The sequence below is a fragment of the Humibacter sp. RRB41 genome (assembly GCF_022761015.1).
Lineage (GTDB): Bacteria > Actinomycetota > Actinomycetes > Actinomycetales > Microbacteriaceae > Humibacter.
Genome location: NZ_JAKWJQ010000004.1, coordinates 471,328 through 486,874, shown reverse-complemented (window position 1 = coordinate 486,874; position 15,547 = coordinate 471,328). Strand labels below are relative to the sequence as shown.

13 protein-coding genes and 1 tRNA gene are annotated in these 15,547 nt (G+C 66.4%); 6 read left to right on the top strand and 8 right to left on the bottom strand.

Annotated elements, in window-relative coordinates; translation table 11 throughout:
* Window positions 1-40 precede the first annotated feature (40 nt).
* Window positions 41-679, top strand: coding sequence for an MBL fold metallo-hydrolase (locus tag MJ603_RS13570; protein WP_243064247.1), 639 nt, complete (start codon window positions 41-43; stop codon window positions 677-679).
* A 149-nt stretch (window positions 680-828) separates the two neighbouring features.
* Here MJ603_RS13570 and MJ603_RS13565 read toward each other — a convergent pair whose 3' ends face one another.
* Window positions 829-2,586: a glycoside hydrolase family 3 protein gene (locus MJ603_RS13565; RefSeq protein WP_243064246.1), complete on the bottom strand. Its 1,758-nt coding sequence runs from the start codon at window positions 2,584-2,586 to the stop codon at window positions 829-831.
* A 32-nt stretch (window positions 2,587-2,618) separates the two neighbouring features.
* Window positions 2,619-3,914: an MFS transporter gene (locus MJ603_RS13560; RefSeq protein ID WP_243064245.1), complete on the bottom strand. Its 1,296-nt coding sequence runs from the start codon at window positions 3,912-3,914 to the stop codon at window positions 2,619-2,621.
* Between the two features lie 194 nt (window positions 3,915-4,108).
* On the opposite strand from MJ603_RS13560, the gene MJ603_RS13555 reads away from it, so the two are divergent.
* The gene (locus MJ603_RS13555; protein ID WP_243064244.1) at window positions 4,109-4,738 is read left to right on the top strand and encodes a TetR/AcrR family transcriptional regulator; all 630 of its coding nucleotides are present in this window, start codon (window positions 4,109-4,111) and stop codon (window positions 4,736-4,738) included.
* 40 nt (window positions 4,739-4,778) lie between these two features.
* Here MJ603_RS13555 and MJ603_RS13550 read toward each other — a convergent pair whose 3' ends face one another.
* Together MJ603_RS13550 and MJ603_RS13545 are read right to left on the bottom strand one after the other, a co-directional pair.
* Window positions 4,779-5,414, bottom strand: coding sequence for a histidine phosphatase family protein (locus MJ603_RS13550; RefSeq protein WP_243064243.1), 636 nt, complete (start codon window positions 5,412-5,414; stop codon window positions 4,779-4,781).
* A gap of 72 nt (window positions 5,415-5,486) precedes the next feature.
* Window positions 5,487-5,846, bottom strand: coding sequence for a helix-turn-helix domain-containing protein (locus tag MJ603_RS13545; protein ID WP_243064242.1), 360 nt, complete (start codon window positions 5,844-5,846; stop codon window positions 5,487-5,489).
* 135 nt (window positions 5,847-5,981) lie between these two features.
* Here MJ603_RS13545 and MJ603_RS13540 point away from each other — a divergent pair, with 135 nt between their 5' ends.
* Window positions 5,982-6,857, top strand: coding sequence for an SDR family NAD(P)-dependent oxidoreductase (locus tag MJ603_RS13540; RefSeq protein ID WP_243064241.1), 876 nt, complete (start codon window positions 5,982-5,984; stop codon window positions 6,855-6,857).
* A gap of 17 nt (window positions 6,858-6,874) precedes the next feature.
* Here MJ603_RS13540 and MJ603_RS13535 read toward each other — a convergent pair whose 3' ends face one another.
* Window positions 6,875-8,935, bottom strand: coding sequence for an acyltransferase family protein (locus MJ603_RS13535; RefSeq protein WP_243064240.1), 2,061 nt, complete (start codon window positions 8,933-8,935; stop codon window positions 6,875-6,877).
* Window positions 8,936-9,113: 178 nt separating this feature from the next.
* On the opposite strand from MJ603_RS13535, the gene MJ603_RS13530 reads away from it, so the two are divergent.
* The 3 genes from MJ603_RS13530 to MJ603_RS13520 are packed head-to-tail and all read left to right on the top strand — an operon-like array spanning window position 9,114 to window position 12,523.
* Window positions 9,114-9,893 (top strand): phosphatase PAP2 family protein, encoded by a 780-nt coding sequence (locus tag MJ603_RS13530; RefSeq protein WP_243064239.1) that lies wholly within the window; start codon window positions 9,114-9,116, stop codon window positions 9,891-9,893.
* Between the two features lie 56 nt (window positions 9,894-9,949).
* Entirely contained in the window at window positions 9,950-10,666 is a 717-nt protein-coding gene (locus MJ603_RS13525) for a CoA pyrophosphatase (RefSeq protein WP_243064238.1), read from the top strand.
* A gap of 57 nt (window positions 10,667-10,723) precedes the next feature.
* Entirely contained in the window at window positions 10,724-12,523 is a 1,800-nt protein-coding gene (locus MJ603_RS13520; protein ID WP_243064237.1) for a DEAD/DEAH box helicase, read from the top strand.
* An 8-nt stretch (window positions 12,524-12,531) separates the two neighbouring features.
* Here MJ603_RS13520 and MJ603_RS13515 read toward each other — a convergent pair whose 3' ends face one another.
* The 3 genes from MJ603_RS13515 to gltX form a co-directional block, all read right to left on the bottom strand.
* Window positions 12,532-13,626, bottom strand: a complete 1,095-nt coding sequence (locus MJ603_RS13515) for a Gfo/Idh/MocA family protein (RefSeq protein ID WP_243064236.1) — start codon at window positions 13,624-13,626, stop codon at window positions 12,532-12,534.
* Window positions 13,627-13,737: 111 nt separating this feature from the next.
* Window positions 13,738-13,809, bottom strand: a tRNA-Gln gene (locus MJ603_RS13510).
* Between the two features lie 207 nt (window positions 13,810-14,016).
* Window positions 14,017-15,546 (bottom strand): glutamate--tRNA ligase, encoded by a 1,530-nt coding sequence (gene gltX, locus MJ603_RS13505; RefSeq protein ID WP_243064235.1) that lies wholly within the window; start codon window positions 15,544-15,546, stop codon window positions 14,017-14,019.
* Window position 15,547: the final 1 nt, after the last annotated feature.

The window sequence follows — 15,547 nt, the reverse complement described above, 5'->3', positions numbered from 1 at the left end:
CATCGAACGCGATCGGTATTCCCGGTACGAGAATGGAGACATGAAACTCACCAAGCTCGAGCACGCGGCGCTCATCCTCGAAGACGACGGCAAGAAGCTCTTCGTCGACCCCGGCTCGTTCACCACCCCGATCACCGACGCCACCAACACGATCGCCATCGTGATCACGCACGAGCATGCCGATCACTGGACGCCCCAACAGCTGGAGCGCATTCTCGAGGACAGCCCCGAAGCGGTCATCTACGGTCCGGAGGGCGTGGCGAAAGCCGCGACCGACTTCGACGTGACAGTCGTGCACCCCGGCGACGCGATCGAAGCCGGCCCGTTCAGCCTGCGCTTCTTCGGAGGCAAGCACGCGGTGATCCACTCGTCGATCCCGATCGTCGACAACGTCGGCGTCATCGTCAACGACTCGCTCGTCTACCCTGGCGACTCCTTCGCCGCACCCGACCTCGCCGACATCGACGTGCTCGCCGTTCCTTCCTCGGCGCCCTGGCTGAAGGCCTCGGAGTTCATCGACTACGTGCTCGGCCTGAAGCCGAAGCACGCGTTCTCGACCCACGAGATGGTCAGCTCCGTGATCGGCAAGCAGATGGCGGATGGCCGCATCCAGTGGGCCACGGAGCAGGGCGGCGGCACGTTCCTCCCGCTGCAGCCCGGCGACTCCTACGAGATCTGAACCACCTTGCGCGCCCGTCCCCGCCGAACGCGCCGCAGTCGGCTGGGTGCATGGACGCTTTCGGGGCCGGCACAGCCACCGCCTCGCAGAGCGCGTTGCTTTGCGAGGCGGTGACTCTGCTCCTCAGGTGAGCGAGGCGATGAGGCGCCTCAATACCTCAGGCCGTGACCGAACCTGAACGTCGGGTTCTCGGTGTCGAACGCGACGTCGGAGCGGCTGGCGAGCACGGCATCCATCGAGCGCGGCATGTCGAAGGGCAGCGAGCCCTGCGGCCCGCGGTCGCCGAACAGCACGGGAAGCACGGCATCGTCGCTCGCACCGTAATCGGCGAGAATCGCGGCCGCCGACTCCTCGAGGCCGCCCAGCACCGCCGGTCGGTCCAGGTAGATGTCGATCACCGTCGGTACGGTTTCGGCGATGCGCTTCAGTCGTTCGAGCTCTTCGGCCGGGAATTCGAGCGAACCGGTGTGGAAGAACGCTGCGAACCCGTCGCCGCCCGACTCGAAGGGTGCCTTGATACGCAGGATCGCTGCATCCGCGTTCTCGGGGGTTTCGACCACCGTCGCGTACTCCGCCAGCGCTGCCGTCTCGACCCCCTCGGCATAGATGCGGATGCCCTTGGCAAGCGGGAGCGTCGCGTTCGCGTTCGACAGCATTGTCAAAGAGTCGCTCTGCGCGGCCAGGCCCTCGGCGATGAACTCCGGGGTGCCGACGGTCGCTTCGGCGCGGTCCTCGTCGACGAACGGGTCGTCGAACAAGCCGAGCACGAACTTTTCGCGCAGAAGTCGGCGAACCGAGACGTCCAGACGGTCCTCCGCCACACCTCCCGAGGCGACCAGATCGAGCAGCACGTCGGTGCACAGCTCGCCGCCGAATTGGTCGACACCGGCATCGATCGCCTTGAGCATGCGCTCGGGACGGCTAAGTTGCTCCACGCCCCATGCGCGGGCCGGGAATGCACCACCCATGACGGAGACGTCCGTGAGCAAACCCCAGTCCGTGCACACGATGCCTTCGAACCCAAGGCGGTCGCGCAGCAGATCGGTGATGACGGATTTATTGAAGCCGAAGCCGACCTCTTCCCACTCCGTTCCGACCGGCATCCCGTAGTACGGCATCATCTGCGTTGCGCCGGCGCCGATGGCGGCGATGAACGGCTTCAGGTGGTACTCCTGGGCCTCGCCCGGGTACACCTGTTCGCGTCCCCACGCGAAGTGCGGGTCATCGCCGTCCTTCTGCGGTCCACCGCCTGGGAAGTGCTTCACCATTGTCGCGACGGATCGGGTGCCAAGCTCCTCACCCTGGAACCCGTGGATGTAGCCGACCACGAGCCGCGACGTGAGATCGGCATCCTCACCGAAGGTTCCGCTGATGCGCGACCAACGCGTCTCCGTGGCCAGATCGATCTGCGGGTGGAGTGCCACTCGCAGACCGACCGCGAGGTACTCCTGACGGGCGATGTCGGCGAATCGCTGGAGACGCTCCGGGGAGCCGAGTGCGGCGAATCCGAGCGTCTCCGGCCACTGCGAGAACGGGCCTGCCATCATCGACGCCAATGGGTTGTCGCTGAACGCATGACGCGGGTCGGTCGAGAACGTGATCGGTATGCCCAGAGGCGAATCGAGCGCGATCCGCTGCAGGGCGTTGTGCCACGCAGCGAACTCCCGGCCGCTCGGTGCTGCACCGAGGATGTTGAAGTGGTTCATGCGCCGCTTGCGCAGCATGGACTCGGCGGACGGGATGCCGAACATCGGATTGCTCTCCGATGGATCGGCGAAAGCGACCATCGTGTGGAACAGCATGCCGGCCTTGTCGGCGACGTCCATGCGGGACAGCAGGTCGCCCACTCTCTGGTCGACGGACAGCGAGGCGTCCTGATAGGGGAAGAGCGTGCGCTCGGTGGTCATCTGTGCTCCTTCGTGGATGCGGCGAGTGGCCGTTATTTGCTCGACTTGATGAACCAGACGCAGAACGCGCCGAGAATGCTCAACACGATTCCCACGGGGAACAGTCCGCCGTAGCCGAAAGTGAGTGCGATCGCTCCTCCAACAGCCGGGGCGACGGTCTGCGGCAGCGTCGCCGCGATGTTGACCACTCCGAGATCCTTGGCGAACGACTTGGCCGACGGCAGCACCTGCGTCATCAGCGCCTGGTCGACCGCGCCGAACATGCCGAATCCGAGGCCCAGAATGAACGTCATGATCATCCAGGACGTGAGCGTCGGCCACACCCACGGAAGCACCAGGGCGAAGGCCATCACGATGGAAGCAGCGAACACGAACGGCTTGCGCCTTCCGACCTTGTCGGAAATCGGCCCAGAGATGATCATCATCGGCACGATTCCGGCGATGCTGATCAGCCCGAGCAGTGGGATGACTGCCTGCGGGGTCTTCACGTGCAGATAGTTCTCGAGGATGTAGAGCTGGAACTGCGTCACTGCAAAGTACCCCGTGTAGAGCAGCAGCCGGCCGGTGAACGCCCAGAAGAAGTCAGGGTGCTTGATGGGGTTGACCCAGAAGGTCTTGACGAAGTCGATGAACTTGAACGGCTCGGGCTGGAGCTTCGTGCTCGGATAGTCGGGATTGAATACGCAGAAGAGGGTGAGCATCACAATCGAGAAGACGGCGAAGAAGATGTAGCCCACCGAGATGCTGTTGAAGAACAGCGAACCGATGATCTGACCACCTAGCGCGCCGACCATCGTGCCGACACCGACCAATGCTGAGAATGTCCCTCGGCGCTTCAACGGAACGCGGTCCGGCATGACGGCACTCAGCGGCCCCTGCGCGAAATTGAATGTGATCTGCACCAACGGCCACATGATCGCAATCGCCCAGATGGAGTGCGAGAACGCCAGCCCCACGAGGGAAAGCGCTCCGGCGAGCCCGCCGATTACGATCCACGGAGCGCGGCGGCCGAATCGGGACCTCGTGCGGTCCGAGATCTGTCCCGCAACCGGCTGTGCGATGAGCGCGGCCAATGCACCGATGGTGGCGATGATCGTAAGGTTCGCGAGTCCCTGAGCCTTGTCGATGAGTTGAACTTGTTGCGGCAGCAGAATGCTGGGCACCGAGCCCCAGACGATGAAGATGCCGAGATTCGCGGGAATGCTCCACCACAGCAGCCGGCGCACGCCCTTGATGGGCGTGGGCGGATCGTCGCTGCCATCGGCCTCGCCGATGAACGTGTTCGTGGTGATCGGGTTATCGACCAGGGGCGAGGGTTCTGACGACATTGTCATGGGTGTCCTTGCTTGGAGGTGTGATGCTGTCGGCGCTGCCCGGCTTCGGGCATCCGGGTCTGGCTAGGGCTTCGACCGAACGACAACGTAACACAAGAAACCGGCACAAGTGTCGGTTTTGCATCGAATATCTGCAAAAGTGCCGGTTTTGCTCCATCCATCGTCGCTGGAACGGCACAATGGTCAGGATGTCTACCCCAATCGAACAGGGCTACGCCGCCGGCCGAGCGCGTCGCGAGAAGATCATCGGCGTCGCGACAGAGCTCTTCGGTCGCGTCGGTTTCAACGGCGCGACGATGCTCGAGGTCGCACAGGAGTGCGGAATCTCGCGGGCGGGACTGTCTCACCACTTCCCCACGAAGGAGTCGCTCCTCGAGGCCGTGCTCGAGACGCGCGACAAGGAGGACTACGAGCGATTCCGCCGCAACGGATCCGCCGCGGCCGACGGGCTCGGGGTGCTTCGCGGCATGGTCGACCTCGCGGAGCACAACACTGCGGTGCCAGGCATCATCGGTCTCTACGCGGTGCTGTCCGCCGAAGCGGGCTCAGCGGAGCATCCGGCGCACGACTACTTCGTGCAGCGGTACGAACGCATCCGCCGCGGCACCGCACGCGCTCTGGAAGGAGCGCGCAGCGCGGGTCACCTCGCCGCAGATACCGATGTCGACGAGACCGCGATCGAACTCACCGCCCTGATGGACGGCCTGCAGGTTCAGTGGCTGCTCGACCCGAACTCGGTCGACATGCCGACGGCCATCCGCCGGCGGATCGAAGAGGTGCTCACGGTGCCGCTGTTCGCAGAACTCGTGGCCGAGTAGCGGGAATCCACGACGACGGACCACCGATCGGCACGATCGGTCAGTTGAAGTCGACCCGCGGGTCGGGCGGGCAGTTCCAGCGCAGCACGGCCTGCTTGTCGTGCTCGTAGCCGAGCTCGCAGACGCTTCCGGTACTGAGCCGGAGCACTGCGCCCGACGGCACGGGAAGCCCTGCCCAGGTGACTGCGAGCATGCGCAGGAAGTGTCCATGCGAAACGAGTAGCGCGTCTTCCCCGCGCATCAATGTCTCGGTGCACTTGTCGATCACCCGCTGGGCTCGCTCCTGCACCTGTTCGGAGGTCTCCCCCGGCGTCTCGCCGGGAATGACGCCGTCGGTCCACAGATCCCACGGCTTGCCGTCCCGCGACTGCGTGATCTGCGCCGTGGTGACGCCCTCGTACCCGCCGTAGTCCCACTCCACCAAGTCGTCGTCGATCGTGGGATGCCCGTAGCCGGCCAGGGCGGACGTGCGGCGGGCACGCATCCGCGGGCTGCACAGCACGAGGGCGAAGTGATGGCCGCGCAGCATCGACCCCTGGTCGCGCGCCTGCTGCTCGCCGCGCTCGGTCAGTGTCAGATCGGTGACGCCGGTGTGCTTGCCCACCCTGCTCCAGGGCGTCTCGCCGTGGCGGATGAGCACCAGCTTGCCTTCGCGATCGGTTTCGCCGTCTGACATGCCACTCCCCTGATCGTCGATGCCGTCCAAGCCTTGCAGATGCCGCCCACGATCACACCACGGCGCGCACGCTCAGCTGGTGACAACTGAACCCGACGATGCCCGAGCGGTGGCGATCTCGGGGCGATGCTCCACGGCCCAATCCGCCAGCGCCGACAGCGGAACCAAGAGCGTTTCGCCAAGTCGAGTGAGGCTGTATTCGACACTCGGCGGAACCGTCGGAAACACCTCGCGGTGCACGAGCCCGTCCGTTTCGAGCCCGCGCAGGGTTCGAGTCAGCATGCGTTGACTGATCGTCTCGATTCCGCGATGAAGTTCGTTGAAGCGATAGGGACGCTTGCCCAACAAGACGATGACGAGCACCGACCACTTGTCGCCGACTCGCCGCAGCACATCGGTGACCGGACAGGCCTCGTACTCGTCGGCCGGCACCGGGCTCGGCAGTGGGGAGCGGACCATCGAGGGCACAGGAATGTGCGTACCTGACATCGAACTGCCTTCTTCCGCTTCGGCCCATAGTTACTCATGATTGTGATGCGAACAAATAGTAACTACCCGAGGCTTATCGTGAATCAGTCGAAGCGCGCAGGACATCCGAAAACCATCGTGATCAGCGGAGGCACTGACGGCATGGGGCGGGGCCTCGCCCTCGCCCGCGCGAGAAGGGGTGACACGGTCATCGCGATCGGAAGCAGCGCGGTCAAGGGGAACGCGCTGCTCGACGATGCGGCACGGATCGGCGGTTCCGAGCGGATCGAATTCATCCGAGCCGATCTCTCGAGCGTCGCCGAGAGCCGCGTCGTGGTCGACGACATCACGGAGCGATATCACGCGATCGACGTGCTTGCGCTTTTCGCCAACCGACAGGCTCCTGTCAGAGTCACGACCGCAGAGGGCCTCGAGCAGACGTTCGCGCTCTACTACCTGAGTCGCTATCTGCTGAGCCACGGGCTCGCTCCCTTACTTGACCGGGGCGATGCCGGCGTGATCGTCAACGTCGCGGGCGTCGGGATGACGAAGGGCGAGATCCACTGGGACGATCTGCAGTTGCAGCACAGCTACGGCATGATGACGGCACAACTTCAGGCCGGCAGAGCGAACGATCTGCTCGGAGTGGCCCTCGCGAGTGAGCGAGAGCATCGTGTTCGTTCCGTGCTCTACCACCCCGGATTCACCAGGAGCGGCGATCTGAGCATGCTTCCCGTTGCCCTGCGTACCTCGATCCGCGCCGCCGCACGTCTCTCGGCGCGCCCCATCGCGGAATCCATCGCTCCGATTCACGGCTTCATCGATGCGCCGCCTTCCGTTCCACTCAGCGCGGTTGATCGCGGCAAGGTGGTTCCGCTCACGCTCAGAACACTCGATCCGGCCGATGCTCGGCGACTCGACGAGGCGACTCGCGCGCTCCTCGCCTCGATTCCCTCCGCATGGCTGATCGAATGAACGGCGAGGACCGCATGTCACAACAACGGCGCGAGCCTGCGACCGAGTGGACCCGCGAGCTCGGCAGCGAACGTGGCTGTCAGGTGATGCGAGTCGCGATACACGAGCGTGTCGCCGATGATCGCCGGACAACTGGTGCCGCACAGGTAGTCGTTGAGATCGATCATCGGAACGCCGAGGGCCGCGGCCGTGCGCTTCTGGGCGTCGCGCGTCGCAGAATCCAACACGGTGGAGGCGCGTCGGGCACAGGCATCCGCAGAGGTCAGATGCGCGCTGAGGCATGCGACGGGACTCGTTCCCATGTCGGGCGTGTCCGCGAGCACGACCACCTTCGCGTGCGGAGCGAGCGCGTCGATCGTGCTCCGCATGCCGTGCTCCCACTGGGATGCCTCGTCGCCGGCGTGCTCGAACACCGGGTCGACGTAGTCGGCGAGCACGATCACGTCGGGCGGGTCCGCCTGCAGCTGGGCGATCACGCTCGCGCGCCACGCGTCGCACGATGCATAGGGCGCGCCCTTGTAGTCGACCTCGACGGCGGCGGCGGGGCATCCGCTCTTGGTCTGCGTGACCAGGCTGTAGCCCGCCCCCGCCGCGACGCGTCTCAGCGCGGGAAACCACTGCGCCGCATGCGAGTCGCCGAACAGCGCGATCGTCTGCTCGCCAGAGCCGAATCTGCACGGGTGAGGGGCTGAAGCCTTCGAATCCAACTCGCACGAATCGGAGTAGAGCGCCGGATCATCGTCGGTCGCGTGCTGCAGATCGGGCGTCAGGTTCGCGGGAACGTACGCCGTCTCCACCGGCGGAGCGCTCGGAGCGACGGATGCCGCAATGCGGTCTGACGCCAGGGGCGTTGCGCTCGTCACGGTGAGCGCCAGCACACACGCGCCGACCAGCAGTGCGCTGCTGCCCAGGGCGGCGATGAGGGTGCGTCGGGGCCGCACCGCCACACTGCGGCGGGAGCGGCGGGAAGGTTCCTCGACGAAGCGGTACAACAGCCAGGCAACCGGCACGGACGCCACGGCGAGCCCGGTCGTCGCCCAGAGCGCCAGCGGATGCTCGTAGCCGACGGATGCCTGCACCAGGTCGAGCACCGGCCAGTGCACCAGATAGAGCGAGTACGAGATCGCGCCGACGAACAACACAGGCGGGAGCGCGAGCATGCGATTCGGGCCGAAGCGAGGAGCACCGCGTCCTCCGGCGATCATCGCCACGGCCCCGAGCACCGGCGCGACCACGGCGATACCGGGGAACACCGTGGTCGCCGTGTAGAGCACGCAGCATCCGACGATGACGGCCAGTCCCGCCCAGGCGAGCACGGCTGTGCACGTCTCGCGCAGCCGTGACGGCGGACGAACGAGGTCTGCGCCCTCTCGTACCGCGAGCGCCGCCAGCGCGCCCGCACCGAACTCCCACGCACGCGTCCACGGTGAGAAGAACGCCAACGGCTGGTCGGTGGAGGTCTGCACGACGCACGCGATGACGGATGCGAGGAGCAGCACCGACATCACGACGAGCACCGTGAGGCGCACCGCGGGTGCCGGGGCAGGCATCCGTCGCCCTGTCCTTCGAACGATCCAGCCGGCGAGCGCGAGCACTGCGACGAGCAGGGCGGGCCACACCAGATAGAACTGCTCCTCGACGCCGAGCGACCAGTAGTGCTGCAGCACCGACGGCGTCGTGTTCGCCAGGTAGTCGGTCTGCTGGGCGGCGAACGCGAGGTTCGGAACGTAAAGAGCCGTGGCGATCGCATCGCTGAGCACCTGCGGGCGCAGCGCAGGAGCGACGCAGAGCATCGCGGCGACGACCGTCGCCGCGAGCACCGCGAACGATGCGGGCAGGATGCGCCGGGCGCGCCGTCCGTAGAACGCCGCGAATCGCACACGCCCGGTCGCCCCATGTTCCCGTACCAACTGCGCGGTGATCAGATACCCCGAGATCACGAAGAACACGTCGACGCCGACGAAACCGCCCGTGGCGAACGGGAGCCCAGCGTGATTGGCGACGACCGCGAGCACGGCGAGAGCGCGCATCCCCTGGATGTCCGGGCGAAAGCTGCGGTCGGACGCGGCGGGAGTCATCGTTTCAACGGTACGAGCAGCTCGGTGGGTGCCGGTGAACGGCAGGGAGCCTGTGCATGAACGGGCGATGCTGAGCACACTTCCAGGCAACGCCGCGCGATCTTGGCGAGATCTCAGCGCAGACACCGAAGAATCAGAAGGACGCCCGCCTCAGGTTCGGGCGACGGAAGGCGACGACATGACGGAGACCTCGCAGCAGACGGCCGACCCGGTGAAGCGGGCGCGGCGACGCGCGAGCAGGGCCGATCAGCTCGTCGTTCCTCTGCGGCATCCGATTCTCGCGATCGTGCTCGGCGTCGTCGGTCTCGCCGTCGTGATCGCGGCCGGGCTCGTCCTGACGCACAGTGCAGCACTGACGCGGGCGGACTTCTCCGGGCTCCTCGTGCTCAACGGCTCTCCATCGCATGTCGCCGACGTGCTGTCGCTCGCCGCGACGTGGATCGTCGCTCCGACCAGGGCCATCATCCTCGGCGTCCTGATCGCCATCGTCGTCGCGCTCGTCTCGCGCAGCCTCGGAACCGGCATCTTCGTCGCCGCGACGATCGCCGTGACCTGGCTGGGATCGGATGTCATCAAGTACATCGTCGACCGACCTCGTCCGCCGGTCGCCGAACTTCTGCACAATGCCGGCGGATTCGACGTCGACCCGAGTTTTCCGAGCGGACACGTCACGTTCGTCGCAGCCACCGCCGTCGCCTTCGTCCTTCTGCTGCGCGCCCGCCGAAGCGTGTGGATCGCCGTGACGCTCGGTGTGCTGGGGACCGTCGGCATCGCCGTCGCGCGCGTATACCTCGGCGCCCACTACCCGGGTGACGTCACGGCCGCGATCGTCTACGCGGTGCTCGTGACACCGGCCGTGTACACCGTGCTCGCCTGGGCGGGACGCGCCACCGGGATGCTCGCGGTGCTGGACCGCGCGGGTGGTGGGGTGCTGCCTCGGCTGCGTCCGGTCGTCTGAGCCCTGACGCTCGTCGACATCGGTGGCTGAGCGGTGTCGCGGGCCATACTGGCTGGATGTCCGGTGAGAGCGATCCGCTGAGCGCCTCTGAGCCACAGGATGCCCTCGAGCAGCTGCGATCGCTCTCCGACGGCATCCGGCGCCTGGATCCGCCTGCAGCGCTGCGCGGCTTGCCTGCGACCCGACCGGCATCCGTACTCGTCCTCTTCAGCCCGCGCGCATCGGATCCGGCGCCACAGCAGACCGCACCCGGGTCGCCGCGAGTGTGGCTGCCCGACGATCTCAACGTTCTGCTCCAACTTCGCGCCGGTACGTTGCGTGAACATGCCGGGCAGGTGTCCTTCCCCGGCGGACGCCGCGAACCCGCAGACTCCGGGCCGCAAGAGACGGCTCTGCGCGAGGCGGCAGAGGAGACCGGCGTGGATCCCGCGGCCGTCGACGTGCTGGCGACGCTGCCCGAGCTGCCGCTTCCGGCAAGCGATCACCTCGTCACCCCGGTGATCGGATGGTGGCCGACGCCTTCGCCGCTGCAACCGATCGACAGCGCCGAGACGACGAAGCTGTGGCAGGTGCCGGTCGCCCACCTTCTCGACCCGGCCATCCGCTTCACTTCCGTCGTCGAGCGAAGAGGTGCGCGATTCGCCACGCCGGCCTTCGACGTCGACGGCGCCGTGGTGTGGGGCTTCACTGCCATGGTGCTCGACGGACTGTTCGACGCGCTCGGATGGACACTGCCGTGGGATGACGGGCGAACGCGGACGATACCCGGGTAAGACGCAACCCCGCTCGGCACACATCCTTTGCGAGCCTCCGGCGACTACCTTTGGCGTATGACGTCGCCAGACCCTGAATCAGACGCTCCCCCCGAACCGACGTTCGCCGAGCTCGGCCTCAGCGACGCGGTTCTGAAAGCGGTGAAGGACGTCGGCTACGAGACGCCATCGGCGATCCAGGCCGCGACGATCCCGCCGCTGATGGCCGGACGCGACGTCATCGGACTCGCCCAGACCGGCACAGGCAAGACTGCGGCGTTCGCGCTGCCGATCCTGTCCCGCCTCGATCCTGCGCAGAAGACACCGCAAGCGCTCGTGCTCTCCCCCACCCGCGAGCTGGCCCTCCAGGTGAGTGAAGCGTTCGAGGCCTACGCGACGCACCTGCACGGCGTGCGCATGCTGCCGATCTACGGCGGTCAGGGATACGGCACCCAGCTGTCTGCTCTGCGACGCGGCGTGCAGATCGTGGTCGGCACGCCAGGGCGCATCATGGACCACCTCGAGAAGGGCACCCTCGACCTCAGCGAGCTGAAGTTCCTCGTGCTCGACGAGGCGGACGAAATGCTCAAGATGGGCTTCGCCGAAGATGTCGAAACGATCCTGGCGCGTACTCCGGATGACAAACAGGTTGCACTCTTCTCGGCGACCATGCCGGCGCAGATCCGTCGCATCTCCGCGAAATACCTGCACGATCCTGACGAGATCACGATCAAGCGCAAGACGACGACGTCTGCGAACACCACGCAGCGCTACCTGGTCGTGTCGTATCCGCAGAAGGTCGACGCACTCACGCGCATCCTCGAGGTCGAGAACTTCGAGGGCATGATCGTGTTCGTGCGCACCAAGAGCGAGACGGAGACGCTCGCCGAGAAGCTGCGTGCCCGCGGTTACTCCGCAGCGGCGATCAGCGGCGATGTCGCGCAGGCGCAGCGCGAACGCACCGTGAACCAACTCAAGACCGGCAAGCTGGACATCCTGGTGGCAACGGATGTCGCTGCGCGCGGCCTCGACGTCGACCGCATCAGCCACGTGGTCAATTTCGACATCCCGATCGACACCGAGTCGTATGTGCACCGCATCGGCCGCACGGGGCGCGCCGGGCGCACCGGTGACGCGATCAGCTTCGTCACCCCTCGCGAGCGACGGATGCTGACAGCGATCGAGAAGGCGACCCGCCAACCGCTGACACAGATGCAGCTGCCCAGTGTCGAGGACGTGAACGCGACGCGACTGAACCGGTTCGACGACGCCATCACGGCCGCACTCGGGCAGGAATCCCGCATCGCGGCGTTCCGCGACATCGTCGGGCACTACGTCGAGCACCACGACGTTCCCGAGGGTGAAGTCGCCGCCGCGCTCGCGGTCGTGGCCCAGGGCGATACACCGCTGCTGCTGTCCGAGGAGGACGTGCGCCGCGAGCAACGGCAACAACGTGAGCAACGCGAACAGGAACGCGATGCGCGAGATGATCGGGACTCGCGCGGTGACCGTTCCGGCCGCGACGGGCGAGGCAGGCGTGACAGCCGGGATCGACGGGACGGCAGGGAGAACCGAGGCGACCGCAACGCAGGACCGGAGCGACGCGCCCGCCCGGCGTCGGGTCCGATGGCCACGTACCGGATCGCCGTCGGCAGGCGTCAGAAGGTGGAACCACGCCAGATCGTCGGCGCCCTCGCCAACGAGGGCGGACTGAGCAGGGAGGACTTCGGTGCGATCGACATCCGCCCGGACTTCTCGCTCGTCGAGTTGCCCGCCGGACTGTCCGACGACGTGTTGTCGAGGCTCTCGGGCACACGCATCAGCGGCAAGCTGATCGAGCTGCGCCCCGATCGCGGCGGCAGCGCGCGGCGGAACTGATCACGCGATCAGCCGACGGACGCCCACATCTGTGTACGCGTCGTCACAGGCTGAGCCGACTCGGCAGCACGCCGCACCGCCAACTGCAGATACTGGTCCTGGGCCGCCTCGGCAACGGAGTAGACCTCGGCGCCACCGCGAGCCCACTCGCCTGTTCGGCTGAGCAGCGTGGCGATGGACAGCTCATCGTCGGCCAGCCGCGCGGGCGCAAACTGGTTGGAGTATATGCGGGCGCGACCGAAGGCGTAGCCCCTCAGGAACAAGCCCTCGTGGTTGCCCGCACCACCGGCATCGATTCGCTCAAGTGAGTCGGTTACCGGAGTGCGGAAATCATCGAGGTGGCGCACCGTCTCATCGCGAAGCTCCCCGTCCGATCCCCGCACGAGCAGACTCGGTGACCGTATCCAGGAGCGGTACTGCTGATCGTCGAAATCGTAGGTGCCGTGACCGCCGCCCTCGAAGTCGAGCCAGGCCGTCGTCCTGGTCCCTTCGACGAGTCGGTCCTCGTCGGGGTCACTGTAACGAGATGGTCCCTCTCGCAGTCGCTCGGTGAACCGTCGCGCGGTGATCTCGGCGTTCTCGAATCCGACGCCGAGCATCCGGCGGAGCACACTGATGCCGTGGTAGTCGTGCGCGACCGACACGAATGCCTCGGAGACGTCGCCGATGAGCCCACCTCGTACGAGAGCGAGCTGCGAACTCAGAAGGGGCTCGAGATGGTACTGCTCCGCCACTTGGATGCGCGCGCCGGCACGAACCAGGGCCACGAGCGATTCGAGCCCGGCGATGTCGGGCGCGGCCGGTGTCTCCGTGAGAACGGCGTGACCGCTGGCAGTGAGCTCGGTGATCACGTCGACCGCTTCGGTCGGTCGGACCGCGACGACGACGAAGTCAACCTGCGAGGCGTCGGTGACACCGCTCAGGTCCGGAACGGTCTGCACGTCCCACGATTCCCGCAACTCCGCCGCACGCTCGGCGTTCCGCACGACGGCCTCGCTCACACGGAAGCGGCCCGGCAGCGCTGCTGCCACCCGTAGAAACGCCTCGGCGCGGAATCCGCCGCCGACCACCGCGAATGTCGTCTCGACCGGCTCAGCCGTCATCGCGCGACCCGCGCATCACGGCAACTCGACCTCGACATTGCGTGCACGAGCAAGCCTCCCGGGACGTCGAGTTGACATGCAAAAACCCCCGACTTCTCGAGGGTTTCAGAGCTGGGGTACCTGGACTCGAACCAAGAACAACTGAACCAGAATCAGCCGTGTTGCCAATTACACCATACCCCACCGGCTTCACCCCACCGGGGCGAGCGGTGCACCGCTTCTCAGCGGCACAAGCGTCAACTTTACCGTACGAAGGGGGTGCCATCCAAAACGGCACGGCGTCCGTGGCGCACCCCGCTTCACGAACCCCAACCAGTTCGTGCAAGCACAGCCAATCGGGATGGCTGCGGATGCGCGAACTGGCTGCGAACGCGGGGAATCCGGGATGGACTAGTCGCCGAGACCCGCACGCAGGCGGCGCAGCCTGGCGAGCGTCTCGGCCTTGCCGAGGATCTCCATCGACTCGAAGAGCGGTGGCGACACCCGGCGTCCGCTGACGGCGACGCGCAGGGGTCCGAACGCGACGCGGGGCTTGAGCCCGAGCACTTCGATGAGGGCAGCACGCAGGTCGACCTCGATGCCGTCGTGCACCCACAGGTGCTCCCCAAGGCGATCCAGCGCCTCGATCGACGCATCGAGTACCTCGGCCGCGTTGTCCGGCAGGGTGGCTCGCGCGTCGTCGTCGATCTTCAGCGCGTCCGCCGTCGTGAAGAAGAAGCCGAGCATGCCCGGCGTCTCGCCGAGCAGCTGTACGCGCTCCTGCACGAGCGGGGTCGCGGCGTCCAGCACCGAACGGTGTCGATCGCTCAACGGTTCGCTCAGGATGCCCGCCCCGACCAGATAGGGCACGGTGCGGGCCGCGAAGTCGGCGGCCTCGAGCATCCGAATGTGGTCTGCATTGATCGCTTCGGCCTTCTTCAGGTCGAAGCGCGCCGGGTTGGGATTGACGTCTGCGACGTCGAACTTCTCGACCATCTCGTCGAGCGAGAACACGTCGCGATCGTGCGAGTACCCCCAGCCGAGAAGAGCCAGGTAGTTGTCGAGGCCCTCCGGGATGAACCCACGCTCACGGTGGTGGAACAGGTTCGACTCCGGGTCCCGCTTCGAGAGCTTCTTGTTGCCGTCACCCAGCACGGACGGCAGGTGGCCGAAGCGCGGGATGAAGTCGCTGACGCCCACGTCGATGAGCGCGCGGTACAGGGCGATCTGACGGGGTGTCGACGGCAGCAGGTCCTCGCCGCGCAGCACATGCGTCACGTGCATCAGGGCGTCGTCCACGGGGTTCACGAACGTGTAGAGCGGCTGCCCGTTCGGCCTGACGACGACGAAGTCGCTGAACGAGCCCGCCGGGAACGTGATCGGCCCGCGAACCAGGTCGTCGAAGTCGAGATCGCTGTCCGGAACGCGCAGCCGAAGGGCGGGCTGGCGGCCCTCTGCCCGATACGCTTCGCGCTGGTCCTCGGTCGTGTCACGGTCTGCGTTGTCGTAGCCGTGCTGCTTGGGACGTCCGGCCGCGAGGTTGCGGGCTTCGATCTCTTCTGGGCTGGAGTAGCTCTCGTAGACGTGTCCCGAGTCGATCAGACGGTCGAGGACGGCCGCGTAGATCTCGCTGCGCTGCGACTGCCGGTACGGGCCGTCGGGCCCGCCCCTGACAACGCCTTCGTCCCAGTCGATCTTCAGCCAGGTGAGCGCATCGAGCAGCTGCTCGTAGCTCTCCTCGGAGTCGCGCGCGGCATCCGTGTCTTCGATGCGGAAGATGAGCTTGCCGCCGGTGTGCCTGGCGTACGCCCAATTGAACAGCGCGGTGCGAATGAGCCCCACATGCGGCGTGCCGGTGGGCGACGGGCAGAAGCGCACGCGAACGTCGCTTCCGGTTGCGGTGCTGAACGGATACGCGGCGGGTGCAGAGGTGTCGGACATC

What these genes read in the sequence shown, in the direction of transcription:
- MJ603_RS13525 (WP_243064238.1), top strand. Translation starts at nt 9,950, where the DNA reads ATGTCCGGTGAGAGCGATCCGCTGAGCGCCTCTGAGCCACAGGATGCC.
- MJ603_RS13530 (WP_243064239.1), top strand. Translation starts at nt 9,114, where the DNA reads ATGACGGAGACCTCGCAGCAGACGGCCGACCCGGTGAAGCGGGCGCGG.
- MJ603_RS13570 (WP_243064247.1), top strand. Translation starts at nt 41, where the DNA reads ATGAAACTCACCAAGCTCGAGCACGCGGCGCTCATCCTCGAAGACGAC.
- MJ603_RS13565 (WP_243064246.1), bottom strand. Translation starts at nt 2,586, where the DNA reads ATGACCACCGAGCGCACGCTCTTCCCCTATCAGGACGCCTCGCTGTCC.
- MJ603_RS13550 (WP_243064243.1), bottom strand. Translation starts at nt 5,414, where the DNA reads ATGTCAGACGGCGAAACCGATCGCGAAGGCAAGCTGGTGCTCATCCGC.
- MJ603_RS13535 (WP_243064240.1), bottom strand. Translation starts at nt 8,935, where the DNA reads ATGACTCCCGCCGCGTCCGACCGCAGCTTTCGCCCGGACATCCAGGGG.
- MJ603_RS13555 (WP_243064244.1), top strand. Translation starts at nt 4,109, where the DNA reads ATGTCTACCCCAATCGAACAGGGCTACGCCGCCGGCCGAGCGCGTCGC.
- MJ603_RS13560 (WP_243064245.1), bottom strand. Translation starts at nt 3,914, where the DNA reads ATGTCGTCAGAACCCTCGCCCCTGGTCGATAACCCGATCACCACGAAC.
- MJ603_RS13515 (WP_243064236.1), bottom strand. Translation starts at nt 13,626, where the DNA reads ATGACGGCTGAGCCGGTCGAGACGACATTCGCGGTGGTCGGCGGCGGA.
- gltX (WP_243064235.1), bottom strand. Translation starts at nt 15,546, where the DNA reads ATGTCCGACACCTCTGCACCCGCCGCGTATCCGTTCAGCACCGCAACC.
- MJ603_RS13520 (WP_243064237.1), top strand. Translation starts at nt 10,724, where the DNA reads ATGACGTCGCCAGACCCTGAATCAGACGCTCCCCCCGAACCGACGTTC.